At 42.5% G+C, this 20126-nt stretch carries 16 protein-coding genes; 7 read left to right on the top strand and 9 right to left on the bottom strand.

The window, feature by feature from the left end; translation table 11 throughout:
- Both RYM16_RS07660 and RYM16_RS07655 read right to left on the bottom strand, forming a co-directional pair.
- Positions 1–595: A/G-specific adenine glycosylase (locus RYM16_RS07660; protein WP_399553778.1), on the bottom strand; the 595-nt coding region annotated here is incomplete at its 3' end.
- A 90-nt stretch (positions 596–685) separates the two neighbouring features.
- Positions 686–1207 (bottom strand): 8-oxo-dGTP diphosphatase, encoded by a 522-nt coding sequence (locus RYM16_RS07655; protein WP_314983204.1) that lies wholly within the window; start codon positions 1205–1207, stop codon positions 686–688.
- 117 nt (positions 1208–1324) lie between these two features.
- Here RYM16_RS07655 and RYM16_RS07650 point away from each other — a divergent pair, with 117 nt between their 5' ends.
- The 3 genes from RYM16_RS07650 (at position 1325) to RYM16_RS07640 (ending at position 3289) form a co-directional block, all read left to right on the top strand.
- Positions 1325–2098, top strand: coding sequence for a DUF4931 domain-containing protein (locus RYM16_RS07650; RefSeq protein ID WP_314983203.1), 774 nt, complete (start codon positions 1325–1327; stop codon positions 2096–2098).
- Positions 2099–2236: 138 nt separating this feature from the next.
- Entirely contained in the window at positions 2237–3049 is an 813-nt protein-coding gene (locus RYM16_RS07645) for a metallophosphoesterase (RefSeq protein ID WP_314983202.1), read from the top strand.
- A 9-nt stretch (positions 3050–3058) separates the two neighbouring features.
- Positions 3059–3289 (top strand): hypothetical protein, encoded by a 231-nt coding sequence (locus tag RYM16_RS07640; protein ID WP_005385164.1) that lies wholly within the window; start codon positions 3059–3061, stop codon positions 3287–3289.
- A 124-nt stretch (positions 3290–3413) separates the two neighbouring features.
- On the opposite strand, the gene RYM16_RS07635 is transcribed toward RYM16_RS07640, so the two are convergent.
- Together RYM16_RS07635 and crcB are read right to left on the bottom strand one after the other, a co-directional pair.
- Complete coding sequence (locus RYM16_RS07635; protein WP_314983201.1) at positions 3414–4394, bottom strand: molybdopterin-binding protein; 981 nt, start codon at positions 4392–4394, stop codon at positions 3414–3416.
- A 114-nt stretch (positions 4395–4508) separates the two neighbouring features.
- A complete protein-coding gene (gene crcB / locus RYM16_RS07630) occupies positions 4509–4889 on the bottom strand; it encodes a fluoride efflux transporter CrcB (RefSeq protein ID WP_314983200.1) in 381 nt (126 codons plus the stop codon).
- A 221-nt stretch (positions 4890–5110) separates the two neighbouring features.
- Between crcB and RYM16_RS07625 the strand changes: the two genes are divergently transcribed.
- On the top strand, positions 5111–5506 hold the full coding sequence (locus RYM16_RS07625) for a helix-turn-helix transcriptional regulator (RefSeq protein ID WP_314983199.1): 396 nt from the start codon (positions 5111–5113) through the stop codon (positions 5504–5506).
- Between the two features lie 152 nt (positions 5507–5658).
- Here RYM16_RS07625 and RYM16_RS07620 read toward each other — a convergent pair whose 3' ends face one another.
- Positions 5659–6366, bottom strand: a complete 708-nt coding sequence (locus tag RYM16_RS07620; RefSeq protein WP_274204259.1) for a GntR family transcriptional regulator — start codon at positions 6364–6366, stop codon at positions 5659–5661.
- Between the two features lie 224 nt (positions 6367–6590).
- Between RYM16_RS07620 and RYM16_RS07615 the strand changes: the two genes are divergently transcribed.
- Entirely contained in the window at positions 6591–7532 is a 942-nt protein-coding gene (locus RYM16_RS07615; protein WP_273298295.1) for a diacylglycerol kinase family protein, read from the top strand.
- Between the two features lie 220 nt (positions 7533–7752).
- Here the strand turns inward: RYM16_RS07615 and addA are convergent, their stop codons facing one another.
- Positions 7753–11643 carry a helicase-exonuclease AddAB subunit AddA gene (gene addA / locus RYM16_RS07610; RefSeq protein ID WP_314983198.1) on the bottom strand — a complete coding sequence of 1297 codons (3891 nt, stop codon included), beginning with the start codon at positions 11641–11643 and terminating at the stop codon, positions 7753–7755.
- Positions 11633–15181, bottom strand: a complete 3549-nt coding sequence (locus tag RYM16_RS07605; RefSeq protein ID WP_314983197.1) for a PD-(D/E)XK nuclease family protein — start codon at positions 15179–15181, stop codon at positions 11633–11635. Before RYM16_RS07605 ends, addA begins: the two co-directional genes overlap by 11 nt.
- Before the next feature lie 344 nt (positions 15182–15525).
- On the opposite strand from RYM16_RS07605, the gene RYM16_RS07600 reads away from it, so the two are divergent.
- Positions 15526–16500, top strand: coding sequence for a hypothetical protein (locus RYM16_RS07600; RefSeq protein ID WP_054746962.1), 975 nt, complete (start codon positions 15526–15528; stop codon positions 16498–16500).
- A gap of 196 nt (positions 16501–16696) precedes the next feature.
- Here RYM16_RS07600 and RYM16_RS07595 read toward each other — a convergent pair whose 3' ends face one another.
- Positions 16697–17245, bottom strand: a complete 549-nt coding sequence (locus RYM16_RS07595) for a GDSL-type esterase/lipase family protein (RefSeq protein WP_314983196.1) — start codon at positions 17243–17245, stop codon at positions 16697–16699.
- Positions 17246–17385: 140 nt separating this feature from the next.
- Between RYM16_RS07595 and RYM16_RS07590 the strand changes: the two genes are divergently transcribed.
- Positions 17386–18183 carry a hypothetical protein gene (locus tag RYM16_RS07590; RefSeq protein WP_314983195.1) on the top strand — a complete coding sequence of 266 codons (798 nt, stop codon included), beginning with the start codon at positions 17386–17388 and terminating at the stop codon, positions 18181–18183.
- A gap of 172 nt (positions 18184–18355) precedes the next feature.
- On the opposite strand, the gene RYM16_RS07585 is transcribed toward RYM16_RS07590, so the two are convergent.
- The gene (locus RYM16_RS07585) at positions 18356–19600 is read right to left on the bottom strand and encodes an MFS transporter (protein WP_314983194.1); all 1245 of its coding nucleotides are present in this window, start codon (positions 19598–19600) and stop codon (positions 18356–18358) included.
- Between the last annotated feature and the right edge of the window lie 526 nt (positions 19601–20126).

Here is a 20126-nt window from a genome sequence, read left to right as displayed (position 1 = left end):
GAGTTTTTGGAATGCACACATCAGAGCCAAAATCCATCAATGCTAGGTTAAACTCACCAGGCCGATCGTGAGGTAATGTTGCCTCTACAATAGCAGTTATGGCCTTCTTACCTTTAGTGCTCAAAATATCATCAAAGATATGATATAAACGAGCGTAAATGCGCAGCACATTGCCATCTACAGCTACCTCTGGTTCGTTGTACGCCATGGATAGCACAGCTCCAGCTGTATAAGAGCCTACGCCCTTCAAGGACTCCATAGTCTTGCGGTCACGGGGCACAATACCACCGTAGTTTTCCACGACGTCCTTTACGCCAAGGCGCAAGTTGCGAGCACGGCTATAGTAACCAAGCCCTTGCCAAGCGTGAACCACCTCATCCTCAGTAGCCTTTGCTAGGTCCTCCAAGGTTGGGAATAAACGCATCCAATTGTCATAATAGGGCTTCATCGCCTCAATGCGCGTCTGCTGGCTCATCACCTCAGACACCCAAATCTTATAAGGGTCTCCACAATCGCGCCACGGCAATTCCCGTTTATGCACATCATACCACGCCAACAGCTGTGGCACCCACTTAGGGTTCTTTTTATCAGTCATATTACCTCAAAATATTATAAACTTAGGACTCTAGTACCACCTTCATGACTACAGGCATATTGCATACATATTGCAGCCAATACGGTGTACTTATCCGTTAATATACAGATCAATGCGCGCCAAGTGTTCGCTTTCAAGAACAGTATCCACAGTGGTTAGTTCCATCTTATCTACCGTACTGTTGTCTCGGTCAAACACGATAGGACCTTTTAACTTCTTGCCTTCTAGCAGCATTGGCAACCATTGGCGGTCACCATCCCACATGTGCTCATAGGGAATTTCATCGATCGTTAGCCAATGAGGTTCCATTTCGTCTGTTTCCTCTACATCGCCTATGAAAGCACGCAAAAAGTACACATAACCTACATGTGTTAAGCTTTCATCAAAAGGAAATTGAAAATCAAAGGCAGCCACACATTCTAAATCTTCCGGGCGACCATGAAGGCCAGATTCCTCAAATAATTCGCGAATAGCACAGTCTCGGAAGCTTTCACCGTCGTCTAATTTGCCGCCAAAGCCATTATATTTATCAGCCCCAAAACCACGTTTCTTACGACCTAGTAATATACGATTTTGTTCATCAATAGGAAATACGAGCGTAGTCGGTTTCATAGGGCCTCCTTAATCGTTAAAATAAGACTATATTATTATACCATTATTTCGTGTGCGAATGCGCTAGTTGTGGTATCATTAAGAGTATAGATTTTCGTGCATGGAAGGAGGCACATAATGAACAAACCACTTAGATTTAATATTGAATTAGGGCGCACAAAACCCGTCAATATTCGCGATGAACAAGTGCGTTGCCCCTTCTGTGACCGTTCAAAGTTAACGGACATCCTCGATACATCAGGCCATATTATTTGGCTTATGAACAAATACCCTGTGCTAGAAAAAACTTGGCCTACGGTTATCATCGAAACGGAAACCGATGAAGGCGAGTTTTCTACCTTACCTGCTGACGAAGCAGCACACATTCTGCAATTCGGCCTCGATAAGTGGCGTGAAACTCGTCAACGCAAGGAGTTTAAATCCGTACTATTCTTTAAAAACCATGGCTATATGTCTGGCGGATCCATTCGCCATCCACACAGCCAAATCATCGGTCTAGAAAATTACGACTACCACAAGGATATTACAGCTCAAAATATGGAAGGCTGGCTCTTACACGAGGATCAGCATGTACGCATTACCTTGTCTACTCATCCCATAATTGGGTTCTTTGAGTACAACATTCGGTTCAAACCTGATACGCCAGTTCGTCCTGTAGCCATTCGATTACAACAAGTTCTGCGCTATGTGTTGCACACCCTTTCTAACCTTAGCCAGTCCTACAATTATTTCTTTTATAATCTCGAGGACGGCTATGACTACATCAAGGTGGTGGCTCGTTATGTAACAACTCCTCTCTACGTGGGCTACAAAATTCCACAAACCTGTGACGAAGAACGGGCTGCTAAAATCATGCGCGATATTGCACCTTATTTACAGGCTTATAAATAGGTATAGCTACTAAATAGTTCTCATATACATATATTTTGAACATGCATATTGTTAATTACATAAATTTTGACCATCTATGATAATTACATAAGATTTGAACATCTATGATTTTGACCATAGATAATTGAAAGGATTTTTATGAAAGTATTTGCCATCGGCGACCTCCATCTATCTGGCAATCCTCCTACAAAGCCGATGGATATTTTTGGTCCCCACTGGGATAATCACTGGGCCCGCATCAAAGAGCATTGGGCTAACAATGTAACAGATGATGATATTGTCTTTCTCGTAGGCGATATGAGCTGGGCACTACGCCTCGACGAAGCGGCTTGCGATTTACAAGAAATCGCATCCATGCCTGGCAAGAAATATATGATTCGTGGCAACCACGACTACTGGTGGTCATCATCAAACAAGATGCGTAACCTCATGGGTGATGCTATCACCTTTTTACAAGGTCATGGCACAGCAGAGCTCATTCAAACAGAAGAAGGCCCTCGCATCATCGCTTTTGGTGGAACTCGTGCCTATCTCTGTCCTGGTGACTCCCATTTCTCACCAGAAACAGACCAATCTATTTACGAAAGAGAATTGTTGCGCACCGAATCAGCATTACAAGAAATGGATAGGGCTGTGGAAATACTCCTAGAACAGCTCACTGCTGAAACAAACATGGAAACAACAGGTTCTGAAACATCAGAGCTATTAACAATAGATATACACACCATACCAGTAACAAAACTGCTATTGTTACACTATCCTCCATTCAACGAGTCCAACGCCCCTTCTGGCTTTACGGACCTTATGGAGCAATACAACGTAGATACTTGTATCTTTGGTCATTTACATGATCAAATCTCCTTTAAGCGCATTCCAAAGGAATTTGGAAATACCAAACTAGAGCTAGTATCTGCAGACTATTTAGACTTTACACTAAAACAAATCATGTAAGGAGAGACTATGAGTCGCATTCATAAAGAGCATTTACAAGCGGGCTATATCTTTGGCGATACTATCAACCAAGAATATATTTACTTGCCCTCTGGTGAAGTAGGCACAGACCATCCTTTGGCGGTCCTCGAAACACCGACAAAGCGTGAAGATATCACCTTGGACGAAGCAGTTCACATGATTGATACGCTAACGCTAAAACGCTGTAGCCATCCTACACTGGGAAAAAAATCATTTTAATGATACATTAACGTTAAAACGCTATAGCTATCCTACACGGGGAACAATCATTTTAATAAAACATAACGGCTTGAACATCAAAAAGCGGGTAGAGTAGATCTACCCGCTTTTTGTGCTACAAAGATTATCCTAAGAAACCACCATGACCCATGCGAATGCAGTCTTCTTTAGTGATTTCATCATCTGCTACGAGGCGTGGCAAGATTTCATCAAATGCCGTTGGTTTGCTGAACAATACGCCACCTGGAACGCCGAGAATCGGTGTACCATCAGCACAGTACGCAATACAAACCATAGAACCTGGCAATACAGGTAATCCGTATGTCACTACGCGATCGGCATAGCGTTTAATGGCGCCTGGTGTTAAATCATCAGGATCAACGCTCATGCCGCCTGTACAGAAAATAATGTCGGCGCCAGCTGCCTTTACCTTGTCGATAGCCGCCACGATATCAACCGTATTATCCGTTACGATTTCATGAGCCACTTTTGTGACCCCAAATTCTGCGCATCGTTCTTCAATAATAGGGGTGAAAGCATCTTTAATACGACCTTCAAATACTTCGGAGCCAGTAGTAACGATGCCCATTGTTTTGCGCACGAATGGTTTTACATGAAGTAAAGGATCCCCATTAGCAATTTTCTTAGCATCCTCTACTTGTTGTTCCTCTAATAATAAAGGAATACAACGCATGCCTGCTAATTTTTCGCCTGCTTTCACAGGTGTATTATTAAATCTCGTTACAATAGTAAGCTCACCAATGCTGTTGATAGCATGTAATCGTTCTACATCGACCTTGAATAAGCCATCTACGTCTGCAATGGCTTCAATTTTACCTTGTGCCATTGGGCCTTCGTGCATATTTTCGCCGCCGGCCATACGATACAAAGCGCGAGCTACGTCCTCTTCATGCAAGAAGCCTTCATCTTCAGGTTCCATAACGAAAATATGCTCTTTGCCGAGGTCTAATAATTTAGGAATATCCTCTTCTGTAATAACATGACCACGGCGGAACGGCGTATCTTTCACCTCGCCGATAACGATACGAACTAAATCGTGTAATAATGCATGCCCTACGGCATCTTGTGTTCTAATAGATTTCATAATCTCTTCCTCTATAATTTCTATAATCTGCTATTCTATCTAAATCTCTTACTAAATAATCATATAAAAATCGATGTATTTACGCTGTAACTCAAGTCACCTTATTCGCTTGGATTAGATAGCCCAGAGTATGCGCGCCAATAATACACCAAACCAGCAAAGAATTAACCCGCCTACAACTTGTACAAAGCCATAGAATAAGGCTTGTACATAGGACTCATCCATCATGAGTTGTAGCATTTCAAAGGCAAAGGTAGAAAAGGTGGTAAAAGCGCCAAGACCGCCTACAACAAGGAAGAATCTAGCCCATTGTGGTAAATCTGGCTTTTGCATGTAGAGGCCTAACACGAGGCCGATGATGAGGCAACCGATAAGGTTAACTACGACCGTACCATAAGGAAAGGAGCTGACCTTTGTCATCACCCATTCACCAAGAGCCATGCGGCATAATGCACCTACGGCTCCACCGAGGGCAACGGCTATATATTTTTCCATAGGGCCTCCTCTATTTACGACAACATACTAGATCTTTTGGTCACAGCACCAAAGGATATACGTAACAAGACTTTCACATATCGTATTATTCTTGTACTACTACTTTCACAATTCGTGTAATTATCTGGAATAACCGATAATTATCTAGTTTTCTATATTAGGCAATCGCCAACAGTCTCAGTATACTATATTTAGAGAGTCGGGAAAAGGAAGGAGTCCCTATGAACCCCTCAACGGCACCATTGACCGAACTGCGGATTAATACGTACGAAGATCCAATTTTACAACATCAATACGTATGTTTAGGCCATAAAATCGCCAATATCCGCGTATCTCTAAATATGTCCCAACATAAGTTAGCTCGCCACGTCGGCATCAGTCGCAGTTATTTAAGCAAACTAGAGTGTGGCACGGGCATTTCTGGCATGTCCTTAGAGATTTTGTTTAAAATCGCTCAAGCCTTTCAAATCGACGTAGGACAACTAGTGCGACTGCGCATCGTCGACTATAAAAACTGCAATGCGCACCTAACATCACATTATAAGCGACTAGAGTTTCTAAACCATACCAAAAACCAAACCGTTAACAATTTACACAAAAAAACTCATGTTAATTAGTTATCTTAAATTAACTAGGTAAACTAGATTAACTAGATTAGCTAGATTAGCTAAATAAACTAGATTAACTAGATAAACTAGTTTATCAGCCAAAAAAAGCTCCGCCATGAGCGGAGCCTTTTGTGTCATTATGCCTATGGACACGTTAGACATTATACTTCATTAAGTTTTTTGTGTTGCACTTCAGCATTTGCTTTTTTGAAGATAAATGCATTGTTGATGTGCTGACGCATAGCTGTTTCTGCCGCTACTTCGTCATGACGTTCGATAGCGTCTACGATTTGATCATGTTCATCATCGCAATCATGTGTACGAACTGCATTGAAGGAGCTGATGTACATGTCTCGATTAACGCGTTCACGGAAGCTTGCTAAGTAGTCTACGATACGTTCATTACCAGAGTAATGAGCGATCATTGTGTGGAAACGACTGTTAACCTCAACGCGTGCTGTAGCATCTTCGATTTTATGCATTTCTTTACAAATATCTCGCAATTCTTTAATTTGTTCTTCTGTAGCATGACGTGCACACAGTCTTGCACCAAGACCTTCCATTACTTCGCGCACTTGATATAATGCAATGATTTCCTCTGGAGTGTCTGCTTTTACAGTAACACCTTTCCAAGGAACGATAACTACGAGATTATCTTTAGCCAATTTACGGAATGCTTCACGTACAGGTGTAGCACTCACTTGTAACTGTTCTGCAATCTTTACTTCGTTTAGCTTTTCTTGAGGCATCAATTCGCCTGTTAAAATCGCTGTTTTTAATGTTAAATATACTTGTTCGCTAAGTGGCAATCGTTCAATAGAGTCCACTGCGGACAAATTATATCTATCTTTAGAATCTTGTCTTCCCATTTAAATCCCCTAAACCTTAATACTCATCCTATCTTTCACACTTTCAAAGAACGGTTAAAATGAGTATAATATATTATACGAAACATTTTTATAAAATATGTTGCACACAATATCTAATACAGTGTATACAATATAATTATAAAACTCATATCTAAAACTGTCAATCTAGCAATCTAACAATAGATACTAGCTATATCTCATTTTTGAAAGTAAGGAAGTACACTATGAGCCGTTGTTTGGTTATCATCAATCCTGTATCAGGGGGCGGGGCGGCACGCCGGTATGCCCTCGACTTACAATGGAAATTGAGTACCTTATTCGAAACGATTGAGGTCAAATTCACCACCGGCGAAGGCGATGCAACACGTTTTGCTAAAGACGCTTGCGAACGCGGGTTCGATGCAGTTTTTTGCATGGGTGGTGACGGTACTGTTAACGAAACTGTTAATGGCATTGCTCAAGGGGGATTCAAATCTACCTTTGGCTTTATCCCTGTTGGAACTGTTAACGATATGTCTCGTGCTCTCGGCATTCACCAAAATCCTGCTCAAGCGATCAAACGCATTGATATCAATGAAACGCGAACTATTGATATTGGTCGTTGCAATGACAAATATTTCTGCAACAACATCGCAGCTGGCGTTATCCCTAAGGTAGTAGAAGAGGTTACGCCAAAGGAAAAAAGCATACTCGGCCCTCTCGCCTACTTCTTGCGCGCAGGCCAAGCGTTATTTACAACTAAAGACTATACATACCGCATCAAAACAGAGAACGACGACTTTATCTGTAAATCTCCTCTCGTTTTAGCATTGCTTACCAATGTAGTATCTAGTTTTGAACGGTTTATGCCTGAAGCCTCCGTCGATGACGGCTACATGCGTATCATCATCTTCAAAGAATACTTTATTCTCGATATTCTCAGCGTAATACCGCTCATCATTAGTGGTGCCATCTATAACTCTCGTTATACAACTACATTAACTGTGAATAAAGCATCCATCGAGCTCTTATCTAATATTGATGATTTAGCAACCAATATGGATGGCGATCCAGGCCCATCTATGCCAGTAGATATCGAAGTATTGCCACGGGTATTAAAAGTATTTGCCCCATCAAAACACAAAAAGAAAAAGGCTTTGAATTTGCCTAAACTACCGCACATTTAAGTACTTGTAGAGAAATCTATAAGACGAAACTATATAGCAACCTATAACACGGAACTATATAGTAATCTATAACACGAAACTATATAGTAATCTATAACACAAAAGCTCTCTATCCAAGGATAAAGAGCTTTTTATATTTGCTGGACTATAGGCTACATCTGTATAGATTTATACACTACGCATAAGTACAGTCTTATGCCAATCATAGGATTTTTATAGGCTAATCTATAATGATTGCATCATGCAAGCGAAAGCTATAGATATAACATGCTTTCACAGGCATCCCCGTCAATCGCTGCAAAGCCTCTTTGTAGAGGTCCATTTGTATTTTATAGCGCTTGATGAGGTCTTCCCCAGATTTAACGCGATCCGTCTTGTAATCTACGAGAACCCATTCACCGTCTTCTTCAAAGGCAGTATCGATAATACCTTGAAGGAATAGATCTTCCCCATCCTCTAAGGTATCGTATACGCGTTTTCCTTCAAAAAGCATACTGAATGGCAATTCACGTTCTATGCGCTTCGCATTGATAAGACGCTTCCCAAGGTCAGAACTAAAGAATTTATAGAGGCTTGTATCGCTTAATAGATTTCGTTCTTCCTCTGTGAAAGTCCCTTTCGTTACGAGTGCATCAAGCTCTTTCGTTAAAGAAGCTTGAGTATACTGTGCAAGAGGTAGCCATTGCATGGCCTCATGCATCAAGGTACCCCATTGAGCCCCCGTCAACACATCTTCTTCGGACTGTAATGCTTGCGGCTTGCGACCAAATACGGAGTTCGCTAAATCATCTGCTGAAACTGTAATAGTTGGTACAGCAGCATTACTTGTAACATCACTATTAACTTTACTTGTATCATTGCTATCAGCATTACGAACATCTAACTTAATAGCTTGACCTAAGATTGCATCTGAAACAGCTCGTTTAGCGCCTGTATCGACCGTTACAATCGGTTCGTTCAAGGTATCAATAGTGCCTGCTTCAAGTTCTCGTTCTTGGAATCGTCGTTTCAATTCACTGACGGAAATCTTAGCCGTGCGCCGCGTAGCATCGCTGTACGGATAGTTATAGTTAAAGCGATTTATTATTTCCTGCGGTAATTCCACAGAGTTAACAGCTTGTAATTCTCGTACCTTATTGATGGTAGTTTCATCGATATCTGCCTTGTAATCGAGATCACCGTAGAGAGAGCCATCGTGGATTTCGACCTTGATGCGACATTTTTTATCTGGTAAATCAAAATAGGTCGGTCCTTCGTACTCAATGGCTACGCGCAATGGGTTACCACCATCCAAATGACGGGTAAAGCTCATAATTAACCATTCTAGATACGTATTAGCTTGAGTGATAATATCCGTCGGCAACTGTTGTCCTTCTACAGCGGCAACATTGTTAATGAGCTCACCTAAACTAGATAGTTTACCTGCAGAATTCTTGAACCCCTTCACAAAGCCCGTTAGGAACAATTTATCTCGAGCCCGTGTTAAGGCTACATAGAGAATACGCTGTTCCTCGGCCTTGAGGGCCGCTTCTTTAACGTCTTTCACGTAGAACCACGGCATAGTCGGGAAAGACACCCGAATATCTGGGAAGTACCCCTTAAGACCAAGTCCTGCGTTTTTATCGATGAGGAGCTCTGAACGAAGATCCATCATGTTGAACCGTTTTTGAACGCCAGATAAGAACACCACAGGGAACTCAAGGCCCTTACTCTTATGGATGGTCATGAGGCGCACCACATTGTCCGCTTCACTTACCACATTAGCTAGCGGCATATCTTGGTTGCTATCGCGCAAGCTTTCCACAAAGCGCAAGAATCTAAAGAGACCACGGAAGCCAGATGCCTCATAGCCCTTAGCTCGGTCGTATAGGGCGAGTACGTTCGCGCGGCGCACGAGACCATTCGGCATAGCACCTACATAGTTAACATAGTCTTGAGATTCGTAAATATCCCATAGCAAATCGGTCACACCGTGACGGCGCGATAAGGTACGCCAACGCTCCATATGGCCAATAAAAGCTAATAAGCGCTCATCTTGAGACTCTTCAGCATAGGCTGGCATAAGAGACCACAAAGAGCCCTCACCAGATAGGCGCAGTGCACCTAGTTCGTTTGCATCAAGTCCTACGAGACCGGAGTGTAACACCGCCGCCATCGGCAAGTCTTGTTCTGGATTATCTATGATGGATAACAACGCTAATAAAAGTTGAATTTCCTGTGCTTCAAAGTAGCCATCTCGTTCGTTTACTACCGCAGGGATGCCCGCTTGGCGCATAGCCTCTACGGCACGAGTGCCCCAACCGGCCAAAGATCTGCGCAAAATAGCAAAGTCACGCCACTCGATCTGACGGAACGTACCATCTGGATTTTGCACCTTTTTCTTAGCACCGTGGATTTCCTTAATCTTTTGAATGATGAAATCTAGCTCACGCTCGTTGTTTTCAGGGTCATCACCTTCGTCCTCGTCGCTTTCACTAGCGCTGAGGGTATCCTTACTCACATCTAAGAGCTGTAATTCCACGTCTCCTCCAACCCAATCCTCCGGTGCATCCTCAACGATGCGGCCCGGAATGAGGGATTCCGCCTCAGTATAATTAAGCTCTGCCGCCTCTTCCGTCATGATTTGATAGAACAAGAAGTTCGTAGCGGCTAAAATATTTTCGTGAGATCGGAAATTCTTTGCTAGGTCGATACGGCGCTCTACCGCATCAGCGGCACCGTAGGTATTGTATTTCTCCATAAACAGAGAACTGTCAGCCATACGGAAGCTATAAATCGCTTGCTTCACGTCCCCTACGTAGAACCGGTTATCGACGCGAGAAATCAAGTTGATAATCGTCTCTTGCACGCCGTTCGTATCTTGGTATTCGTCGACCATGATTTCCTTGAACGTATCTTGCAGCTCCTTCGCTACATCGGATGGCTGAGGGTCATCCTCTGTGCCTGGCTCAACGAGAAGGGCTAAGCATAGATGCTCCAAGTCGCTGAAATCCATGATACCTTGTTCTTGTTTCATATCTCGATACGCCTTATGGAACGCAATCGTTAGCTCTACTAAACCTTCGATGATTGGATATTGAGCCTTGAACTGGTCTTGCAAGGTAGCTTCTGGCACGGTAAACACAGCCCCTTGCATCGCTTTAAGATCATCTTTATTTTGGGAACCTAAGGATTTAAACTCTGCTACCAATATAGGATCAAAGGCTTGTGCCTCTTTTGACCCCATGCGGAACTGGTCCTTAATAAAGGTATCCGTGTGCTTACAAGCTTCACCCATATCATCCCAAGTTTGAGCTGATGAAAGCATGCCTAGTGCGGCTAGTTGATTATCATATATATTTTGCCACTTATGAGGCCCCACTGGATCCAATAAGATTTGTTCCATCCGTTCTAAGCGCTCGCGAATCCGGTCGATAACAGCTACATGGTTATCCCACATATATTGGCCCCATAGTGTATCACTAGGGTTTATAGTCATCGCCTCTTTATAAGGCTCTAAGGCTTTTCGTAACCATCCATCAGGATTGGCAAGGGACATGGCGTAGTTATATAAAGACATAATCTTCGCCGTTAAACCTGCATCCGATTTATCATCACTAAAGAAATCCGCCAATTCATAGATGTTATAAAGACCTTCTTCGTAAGATTTAGTCAATAAATCAGCTAGCACCTCTTGTTGTAACAATGCCATTTCTGCTTCGTTACCGATACGAGCTGTCGGGTTAATATCTAGCTTGTAAAAGTAAGACCGAATCACCCATTGGCAGAAGGAGTGCAACGTAGAAATGTGAGCAGATGGCAACAGGTTGAGCTGTCGTTCAAGGCGCTCTTGCATGGCTGCATTCTCGGTGGATTCCATGGCTTTAGCCAAAGCAAGACCAATACGAGCACTCATCTCTTGAGCTGCCGCCTTTGTAAAGGTTACAACCATGAGTTCTTGCACGGATAACGGGTTATCCATGTCTTTAAGACGAGTAATAATACGCTCTACAAGAACTGCCGTTTTACCAGAACCGGCCGCTGCCGCTACTAGTAAGGTTTGATTATCTAAGGACGAGTCCTTAGGCGCTATGATGGCAGACTCCTGCTCCGGCGTCCATTTAACACCCATGGTTTTCACCTCCTTCGTTACTATTATTTCTGTCGTTCCTGTTATTTCTATCGTTACGGTTGTTTCCGTCACTACTGTTATTTTCGTCGTTTAGAGCCTCTTTCATCCGTTCTAATGCATCATCTTCAGATAAGCCGGACAGATAATTATACTTATTACGGCTAGAGTCAAAACGGCATACAGTACGATAGTCACAGTATGTACAAGGTCTATTCTTATTTAACTGGTAAGGCTGAATTGGGAATTGACCGTCCCCGATGTTGCGACCGATGTCAGCCATTACGTGATTGGTGTAACGACACATTACGTCAAATTCGCCAGAATTCTTAACCTTACGCAAATCTCTACTAGAAATAGTTTGATCCTTTTTCGTAGCGATTGGTACATATGGTCCTCGTTTAGATCCATAAGACAAAAATTTATTATCGATATGCGTCAACAACTCGATATCATCAGAGAAGTATCCACTGTTTTGCCATGCATCGCTTTCCTTAGCCAAAGATACTGCATCTTCATAAGATATAGGCGCATCGGCAGGAATTTTAGGATTTTTCACATAGGAATACACCACAGCCGCAGGAGCTATAGATTCGCCTTGCGTTTTACCGTAAGCAGATTCTAAGGCTAGTAGATAAGTCATAAGCTGCAGTTTTAGGCCATAGTATACATCTTGAGCCGTCACATGAGCGCCGCCCGATTTGTAGTCAATAACCATGCCATAGGTTTGACCATCCCTTGTATATTCATCAATACGGTCAATTTGACCGATGAGGCGTAAATAGCGATCCTCTCCAAGAGGCACGCGGATAGGGTCCCAGCCGCCTTGACGGCCAAAATCTTGCTCTAAGTATTTCGTATCAAAATCACTGCGCTTCGACCACTCTACGAGGCGGTCTACCGTCACATGTAATGTTCGTTGTACACGCTGCTCGATTGCCTTTTGGTAGGCATCGCTCGTTTCCTCACCACCCTGATTTTCTTGTAAAATTTCTTCCGCTACCGTACGGCACAAGTTATGTTGATCCTCTTCGTTAAGGTCACGCCATTGTTTATTGTTATCTAATAGATAATTACCTAAACGCTCTAAGTTAGCATGGAGGAATGTACCAATTTCAGGCGCACCAAAGGAGCGTACACGACGCGGTTCCAGTTTTAAACCATATTGAGCATAGAACTTGAACGGACATTGCTGATATCTCTCTAGACGTGTCACAGAACCAGACATATAGCCTTTAGATAGGAACAATCCATTCACTAAATCCTTCGTAATGACAGGTACATCATTATTATCTCGAATACCACGAGACACCTCACCTAAACGAGGACGGTAGGTGTCGCTTTCACGAGCCCAGTTATAGAGGCCCCACCACAATGGATTGACCTCATGACCACTAAAGAGAGCGCCCCAGCGCTCAGACAATAGGGACAAACTTTGCAGTGGGCGCCACACGTACTCCGCCTCTGTATCGGGCTCAATGGAAAGAGGAATATCTATAGGCTTATCTACATAACCTAGGGACTCTAACCGTTTTACAACGAGGGACGGCTCAAGGCCGGTTCCATCTTCGCCAGAGCTTGCATAGGACAGCGTCAAGGAATCGGATGCTCGCGTCATAGCTAGGTATAATAGGAAATTCTCGTTGAAAGCCTTCGGCAAAGCACCTTCAGCAAGGGTAATACCTGCATCGGCTAACTCTTGGCGTTCCTTATCCTTGATAAGGCCTTCATCGCCCATGCTTTGTGGGAATACGCCTTGGTTGAGGCCCATGACGAATACCTTAGGCCACCATTGGCTATAACCACGTTCGATGGTGGTGATTACCACATGATCTAAGGACGGAGGAATCATAGAATAATTTACATCGCTCAAGCCTTCTTCGAGGAGCAACATCATCTCATCTAGGGTCAACACTTCATCCTTCATGACCATAGAGATTTCATCTATGAAAGAAATAACAGCATTGTACATCTGTTCATGGCTGGCTTTAGACTCTTGATCCCCTACCGTTTCTGCATCTTTTGCCCATTCATAGAGACGCTGTGGCACTTGCAAGGTTTCTAACAAACCATACAGCTGCGCACCCCAATCAGCGCCCGTATGACCTTCGCTATGAGCGGCAAAGTCAAACCATGGGGATAGGATGTCCATAATGATTTGCCTTGCTTGGTTGACACGAGCTCTACGCGGTGCATCTGAATGACTCTCTTCATCTTGCCCTTCATGAAAGCCTCGTAAATAGGGCCAGCTTTCACGTTCCCATTTATAATGGTCGATACCAAACTCGAGTACGTAGTTTTCTAATTCATCTACGGCCTCACGGGTAAGGGGCATCAAGTCTGTTTTAAGCAATAAGAACATACTGTCTCGGCTGTAACTGTGGCGCACGATATCAAAGAGCGCCGTCAACAACTCGCCTAATGGATGATTTTTCATAGGCCGCTGGCGGTCGATAAAATGCGGAATACCATACCGACTGAAGACCTTTTCTAAGGTATCCCCATACGTTTCCGACTCGCGAAGCATAATACACACATCGCGATAACGTGCCTCTGGAGAGGACTCTACGTAAGCTAAAATACGGCGAGCCACCGCATCTGCTTCCCGTTCTCGGTTATATCCACGAATGAGTGGAACAGTAGTATCCGTAGAATTTTGCTTACTAGGGCTAGTAAAGTAATTAGATTCTAATTCTTGTACGATGTGAGGCCCCCGTTTACCATCAAATCCAACCCATTTAATGCTAGATCCATAACGAGCCACTAAAGTATCGTAAATCTCTAAAGGACGGCTAAAGAGGTGTTCCCCTCGACGTGCAATGTTTAATGCCTTTGGATCCATTGGCAAGTCAATGGTAATAACTGCTTCCTTAGCCAAATCAAACAAGGTATAAATCAACTCGTAGTGTGTAGGTGTAAACCAATGGAAGCCATCGATAAAGACATGGCTATTTTCCATCAGTGGAGATTGAGGCAAAGCCTCAACGATTTCCATGATAGGATCGATGTCGCGCTCCCCATGACGAGTGATTTCCTCTTCATAGGCAGCCATACAGATGGCAAGTTCGCGCAATTTCTTTTGTAATACTTTATTTTTTACGGAATCAGCTCCACGTTCAAGGTCATTAGGACCGACACGGAATGCGCGAAACTCAGAGAAGAGCTGTTGCAACACAGAAGAAAACTCAGGACGTTTAGTAGCCTGTTCTAATAGGCCCAACTCCTTTTGTTTTCGCTTCATAACAAGGCGCAACAACATAGACCGGCCAAAGCTAGATAAGCTTGATTGACCGGCCCCTTTGGAGCCTATCGATTGATATACTTGGTACCCCAAACGACCAAAGCCTACGACACGAACCGTGGTAAAGCCTTTTTCAGGCATAAATTCAGCTAGCTCTCGCTCTACTCGATACGTGGCTGGTTCAGGAACGAGTAAGATTATAGGTTCCCCTGGACAATCGGTCATGACTTGACGTATCCGTTCATATACGGCACGTGTCTTGCCTGATCCTGCTCGTCCATAATAGACGCTAATATTCATGAGACCTCCCTAGTGAAACTTTCACCATCTCAGTTTATATAATTTATATAATCCGCAAATTTCATCTTATTTATATATTTTTTGTTCTTAGGTATAGCCTAAAACTATTTTTTTCGATATAATAATGTCATTATTCATAAATACTATTATATAGTAATATGACATTCTGTGCTTAATTCTGGGGTAATTTTAAGCTAATTGTACAATATTTGACTCATCTGATTATATTTGTTTATAATTAAGAAAAAAATTTATATTTTATTTACAATTAACAGAATTTCATATATAATACATGTTAGTATTTGTGTTATTTGTAAAAATCATGTATTTAGGAGTGAATTATTATGAACAAAAAACATTTAGCAGCTGCTTTCGCAGTATTTGCAGCTACAACTATGTCCTTCTCCGCTTTCGCTGCATCCATCGATGCTAATGCACGCGCTTACGAACGCGCTGCAGCAGAGCAATATACTTACGCAGCACCTCAAGCGGCTACACCAGCTTACCAATCTGGCTACGTAACAAGTGCACCACGCCCTGGTTACAAACCATTGCCAGCGGTTCCTTACACAGCAGGTGACATGGCTCAACAGATGCCTGTATCTAAAGAATTGGGCGATCCAATCTTCGTAGCACCTCAAACAACTGCTGTAGGTCTTCAAATCATGGACCCTATCGCACCTAGCTACCAACCTGTATACCAAGAAACTGTAAACTCCGTAACAGCTAATGGCAACGGCAGTGCATACGTTTCTCGTTACAAAACTAACCAATTAAATGCTTTCGACTTATTGTTGAACGGCAAAACTTACACATATGACTTGCCTGCATACACTAATGGCTACCAAGTGAAAACTGCTAGCACTTATAACCGTGCTGGTGACGGTGTTGCAAATGTATTCTCTACAAACGTAATCACTGAAGCAGTTGTAAACAACAACTCTTTGCGTATCACTGTTAACATGACTCAACCAACAGCTGTAGCAGCTGCTAAATTGCGTTCCATGCAACAAACTGGTCAAGTAGCAGGTGGTGAAGTAGCTGCATTGTTCGCTTACAATGAAAGCTATGATGGTGTAAAACAAGCTGCTCATTACGACGTATTCAACAACAGCGGCCGTTACATCATCGTTAAATCCGGTGCTGTAACTGTACCAAATGGTGCACAACACCCTTATGCAACTGCATTGTTCGCAGTAACTGAAGACACTGTAGCTGCTGTAACAGTATCTGGCAACAGTGCTGATGCTTACGACTTAGTAAAAGGCACTGCATACGCAATCGCTCAATCCGCTAAGGTTGGCAACGCACGTCGCTAATTCTAACTACTAATTCGTTACGAATTTAATTATACTTGTGAAAGCCATAAGCTTTCATGAAAAAAGACTATAAATCACTAAATCCCCTAATGAGGTAACTCATTAGGGGACTTTTTTATAATCTTATGAAGACTTCAAAATCGTAATCTTATGAAGACTTCAAAATCGTCTAAAAATCTTTAGGCCTTGTAAAAATCTATAATCTTGTAAAAATTTCTAGTGCTTTGTAAGCCATTAAGCGATAGCCTAGCTCATTGGGATGTACTTCTCCAGCAAAGACGATTTGTCCGATTTGATCTGCTTCAAACAAGGTCGTATAGAAGTCTATAACTTTAATATCATGAGCTGCTGCGTATGCTTTTAGCTGTTTATTAACCTCTCGTACGACGAGGTCTAAACCATCCATATCACTGTCAATTTGCGTTTCTAAACCAATAATAACCTGTCCCTTTGTGCTAGCTAATTCAATGGCTTTCACCAGAGTCTTGAACACATAGGCACTATCTCGACCTTGTAAGATATCGTTGGTACCACACATTAAGAAGATGTGGCGCGTTGGATCAGATACAGCCGTAACCGCCCAGTTTTCAATATTATAAATCATAGCTTGTACAGAGCAGCCATCCACCCCATAATTCGTAAAGTTTACGCCCTCAATGGATGCATCGCAGATTTCAACCCACCCACGACCATAAGGCACATCATAGCCACGCGTAATGCTGTCGCCAAAACAGATGATTTCCATATTCATCCCTCCTGTAACTATGCATTAATCATATAATAAAAGCATGTTATACACAATATACATATTATAGAATTTTATATGCACTCTTCATGGAATTACACCTACGACTATGGTATACTATTTCCACATAAGAGAGGTCAATGATGAGAAAACTATATCCATTTTTAGTAATTGCTCTGGCTAGTCTTCAAACAGCTAGTGCTATTTCACAATACGAATTAGAAAACAAACCTACCCAATTCCAAGTTGCTTATAATAGCCCTACTGAGACTGTGTATATCGACTTGAGCACCATCAATCTAGCACAAGCGGGACCAACGTATAATACATTACACGCTCGTACTATTAGTCTATATAAGCAACAAAACATTATTGCAGACTATATGACTAATTATACATACCATCGTGGTAAAACGTCTAAAGACATTTACCTCATGGACTGGCATGTGGCTCCTGCTAAATTCTACCAAGTAAATGGTGCCCCTATTGGAATGGCAGACAATCACCGCTCCGTTTTATCTACAGGTGCTCGCGTAGCTCCAAAAGGATCGGCCGTCGCTGAAATAGGTCAGTTTATCTTGCACAATGCGTTAGAAATGGAGCGAATCACATATACCTTTACAAACCCCTATGTGCCACCACGCCCATATAAACCGATGAGTACCCCTGCCCCTACTGCGGAGAAACCATTATTTGGGGTTCAACCTCCTGAAGGTGTATACAAACCACTGAACCAACTAGAATCGCCTTATGCGTATCATCAACCGCGCTTAGCACCATCTAAACTAGGTGTATATGGACCAGTTCCTCCACCACCGCCAACAGGACCACGTCCTGATTGGGCTCTTGATATACAAAATCAAGATTTACCAGATCCGAACACACCTATGAGTCAATGGGGCCCACAACCAGATTATAATGCGCCACCTAGACCATAAGGACGTATCCCTATTATAACTATATCCCTTAGGATATGAGTTTATACTACGATTACATTAGCTAGGTTTTTCATTACCTTGAAGCTTACCTAATAGAATACAAGACTACAAAAAAGGACCCATACGGGTCCTCTTTTGTTATAGTATTTATACTTTTATGTACCTATATATCCTAATTAGATGCTTTCACATTGTTAAGACGAATAAAGAACAATGCACATGCACCGATTACAGGCGCAATAGCGATGGACATCAAGGACATTTGGTAGCTGCCCGTCATAACGAGGACATTGCCCAAGAGAAGTGGCGCCAAGAGAGCACCAATTTGGTTGAACAAGTTTACGAAGCCCGCTGTGGTACCGCGCAAATGAGGTGCTGCGGATTGAACTACGAGAGCATTAGTCAAGGCACTGTGCATGAAAGCACCAATACCGAGGATTGGACCTGTAATGAAGAGCATATTCGGATTGGATGTGCTAGCGAATAAGATCAACGCCGGACCAAATAGGAACATAACAAGCGCCGCTAAATGGTTTTTCTTGATTGGTAAAATATCGGATAAGATACCGATGGTTGGTTTTGCAATAAGTGCTGCCGTACCGAACACACTCATAACTTGACCTGCGTAGATAGCAGTTATGCCTAATTGTTTAACCATGTACAAGTTTGCCCATTGCGTTACGCCCCAAGTTGTACCTGTTGCAAAGAAACCAGCGATGGCTAAACAACGAATATTGCGGTTTGAAAGGATGTGCTTTAAGTTCTCTTTCAAGGACGTTTGACCTACGCCGAGCTTAGCCGCCGCTTCGGAAGCCTCTGCTTCGCGTTGTGCCATGATTTCAGCACTTGGCTTACGTACCGTGAAGTAACATAATACAAGTACTGCCAACGGCAAGATAGCTGTAGCAAGGAATGCTGTTTGCCAACCGTAATGTGTGGCTACATAAGGTGCATAAAGGTTTACAGTCGTAATACCAAAGGAAGTACAGCTCATGAAGATACCTACAGCCGCACCACGTTGGTTAGGACCAAAGTGATCGCCGATAGCACTCAAACAAGAAGCTTGTACAGGACCAGACATAACGCCTAACAAGAAGCGCAAACCCCAAGCCATGTTATAGTCTGTAATAGTACTCATAAGAGCCGTTACAGCAGCCATACCAATTAAGCTAAACAAGATAGTTCGTCTATAACCAATTTTGTCGGCTAATATACCACCTGGCAATACTGTTAAGGCATAACCAAAGTAAAAGGCCGAAATATGCTGTGCCCCCATCTTTGCAGTAAAGTGCAAAGCCTCGTTGAGGATAGGCATAACAGAAGACCAAGATAAGCGCATTACAAAACTCAACAAGAACGTGAGCCATACGCTAAGGAGAATTAAAATCTGAGTTCGTGAGAAACTAAGTCGATTCATACGAGCTCCTTTCTACATAATAAAAACATATAAAGTAATCATACTATAAATAGAAAGAATTTTTCAAATACAAAGCATGACGGATAACATAAAAAAGAACCCTCTACCGATTAGATAAAGGGTTCTCTCTAGTATTATACAAGGCACGGGCTCCAATTGCCTTACCAAGTATATTAATAAATCAAAAGAAACGAGCAACAGGCAACAAATGGCCCAACTGGTCTTTAAAGATTTATATTATACGAATAATATAGCACAAGTACGAGATTAAAGCTATATATAAACCCTCTAGGCATAACCTAAAGGGCTTTCTAAGTCGTGGCGGAAATAGTAGCTATTTCGCATTAGTTGCTTTCTCCGTCTTCTTTGGTCCGGTTAAATCCTTTTTAGTTCTGTTTAAGTCGTTTGTACGAAGAATAATCCACCAGATAGATCTCGATTTATAAAAATATATCCGATATTCTCAGTTAGATAAAAAATTTCATTTACTTCTTTAGGTAGATCCATTCCTAAGATTTGACCTATG

The organism is uncultured Veillonella sp. (assembly GCF_963524655.1).
GTDB lineage: Bacteria > Bacillota > Negativicutes > Veillonellales > Veillonellaceae > Veillonella.
Note: the sequence above shows the minus strand (reverse complement) of the source record. Positions and strands in the feature narration are given on the sequence as shown.

Coding starts and splice junctions, on each gene's coding strand:
- RYM16_RS07600 (WP_054746962.1), top strand. CDS start 15,526: ATGAACAAAAAACATTTAGCAGCTGCTTTCGCAGTATTTGCAGCTACA.
- crcB (WP_314983200.1), bottom strand. CDS start 4,889: ATGGAAAAATATATAGCCGTTGCCCTCGGTGGAGCCGTAGGTGCATTA.
- RYM16_RS07590 (WP_314983195.1), top strand. CDS start 17,386: ATGATGAGAAAACTATATCCATTTTTAGTAATTGCTCTGGCTAGTCTT.
- RYM16_RS07625 (WP_314983199.1), top strand. CDS start 5,111: ATGAACCCCTCAACGGCACCATTGACCGAACTGCGGATTAATACGTAC.
- RYM16_RS07615 (WP_273298295.1), top strand. CDS start 6,591: ATGAGCCGTTGTTTGGTTATCATCAATCCTGTATCAGGGGGCGGGGCG.
- RYM16_RS07655 (WP_314983204.1), bottom strand. CDS start 1,207: ATGAAACCGACTACGCTCGTATTTCCTATTGATGAACAAAATCGTATA.
- RYM16_RS07635 (WP_314983201.1), bottom strand. CDS start 4,394: ATGAAATCTATTAGAACACAAGATGCCGTAGGGCATGCATTATTACAC.
- RYM16_RS07620 (WP_274204259.1), bottom strand. CDS start 6,366: ATGGGAAGACAAGATTCTAAAGATAGATATAATTTGTCCGCAGTGGAC.
- RYM16_RS07595 (WP_314983196.1), bottom strand. CDS start 17,245: ATGGAAATCATCTGTTTTGGCGACAGCATTACGCGTGGCTATGATGTG.
- addA (WP_314983198.1), bottom strand. CDS start 11,643: ATGGGTGTTAAATGGACGCCGGAGCAGGAGTCTGCCATCATAGCGCCT.
- RYM16_RS07645 (WP_314983202.1), top strand. CDS start 2,237: ATGAAAGTATTTGCCATCGGCGACCTCCATCTATCTGGCAATCCTCCT.
- RYM16_RS07650 (WP_314983203.1), top strand. CDS start 1,325: ATGAACAAACCACTTAGATTTAATATTGAATTAGGGCGCACAAAACCC.
- RYM16_RS07640 (WP_005385164.1), top strand. CDS start 3,059: ATGAGTCGCATTCATAAAGAGCATTTACAAGCGGGCTATATCTTTGGC.
- RYM16_RS07605 (WP_314983197.1), bottom strand. CDS start 15,181: ATGAATATTAGCGTCTATTATGGACGAGCAGGATCAGGCAAGACACGT.
- RYM16_RS07585 (WP_314983194.1), bottom strand. CDS start 19,600: ATGAATCGACTTAGTTTCTCACGAACTCAGATTTTAATTCTCCTTAGC.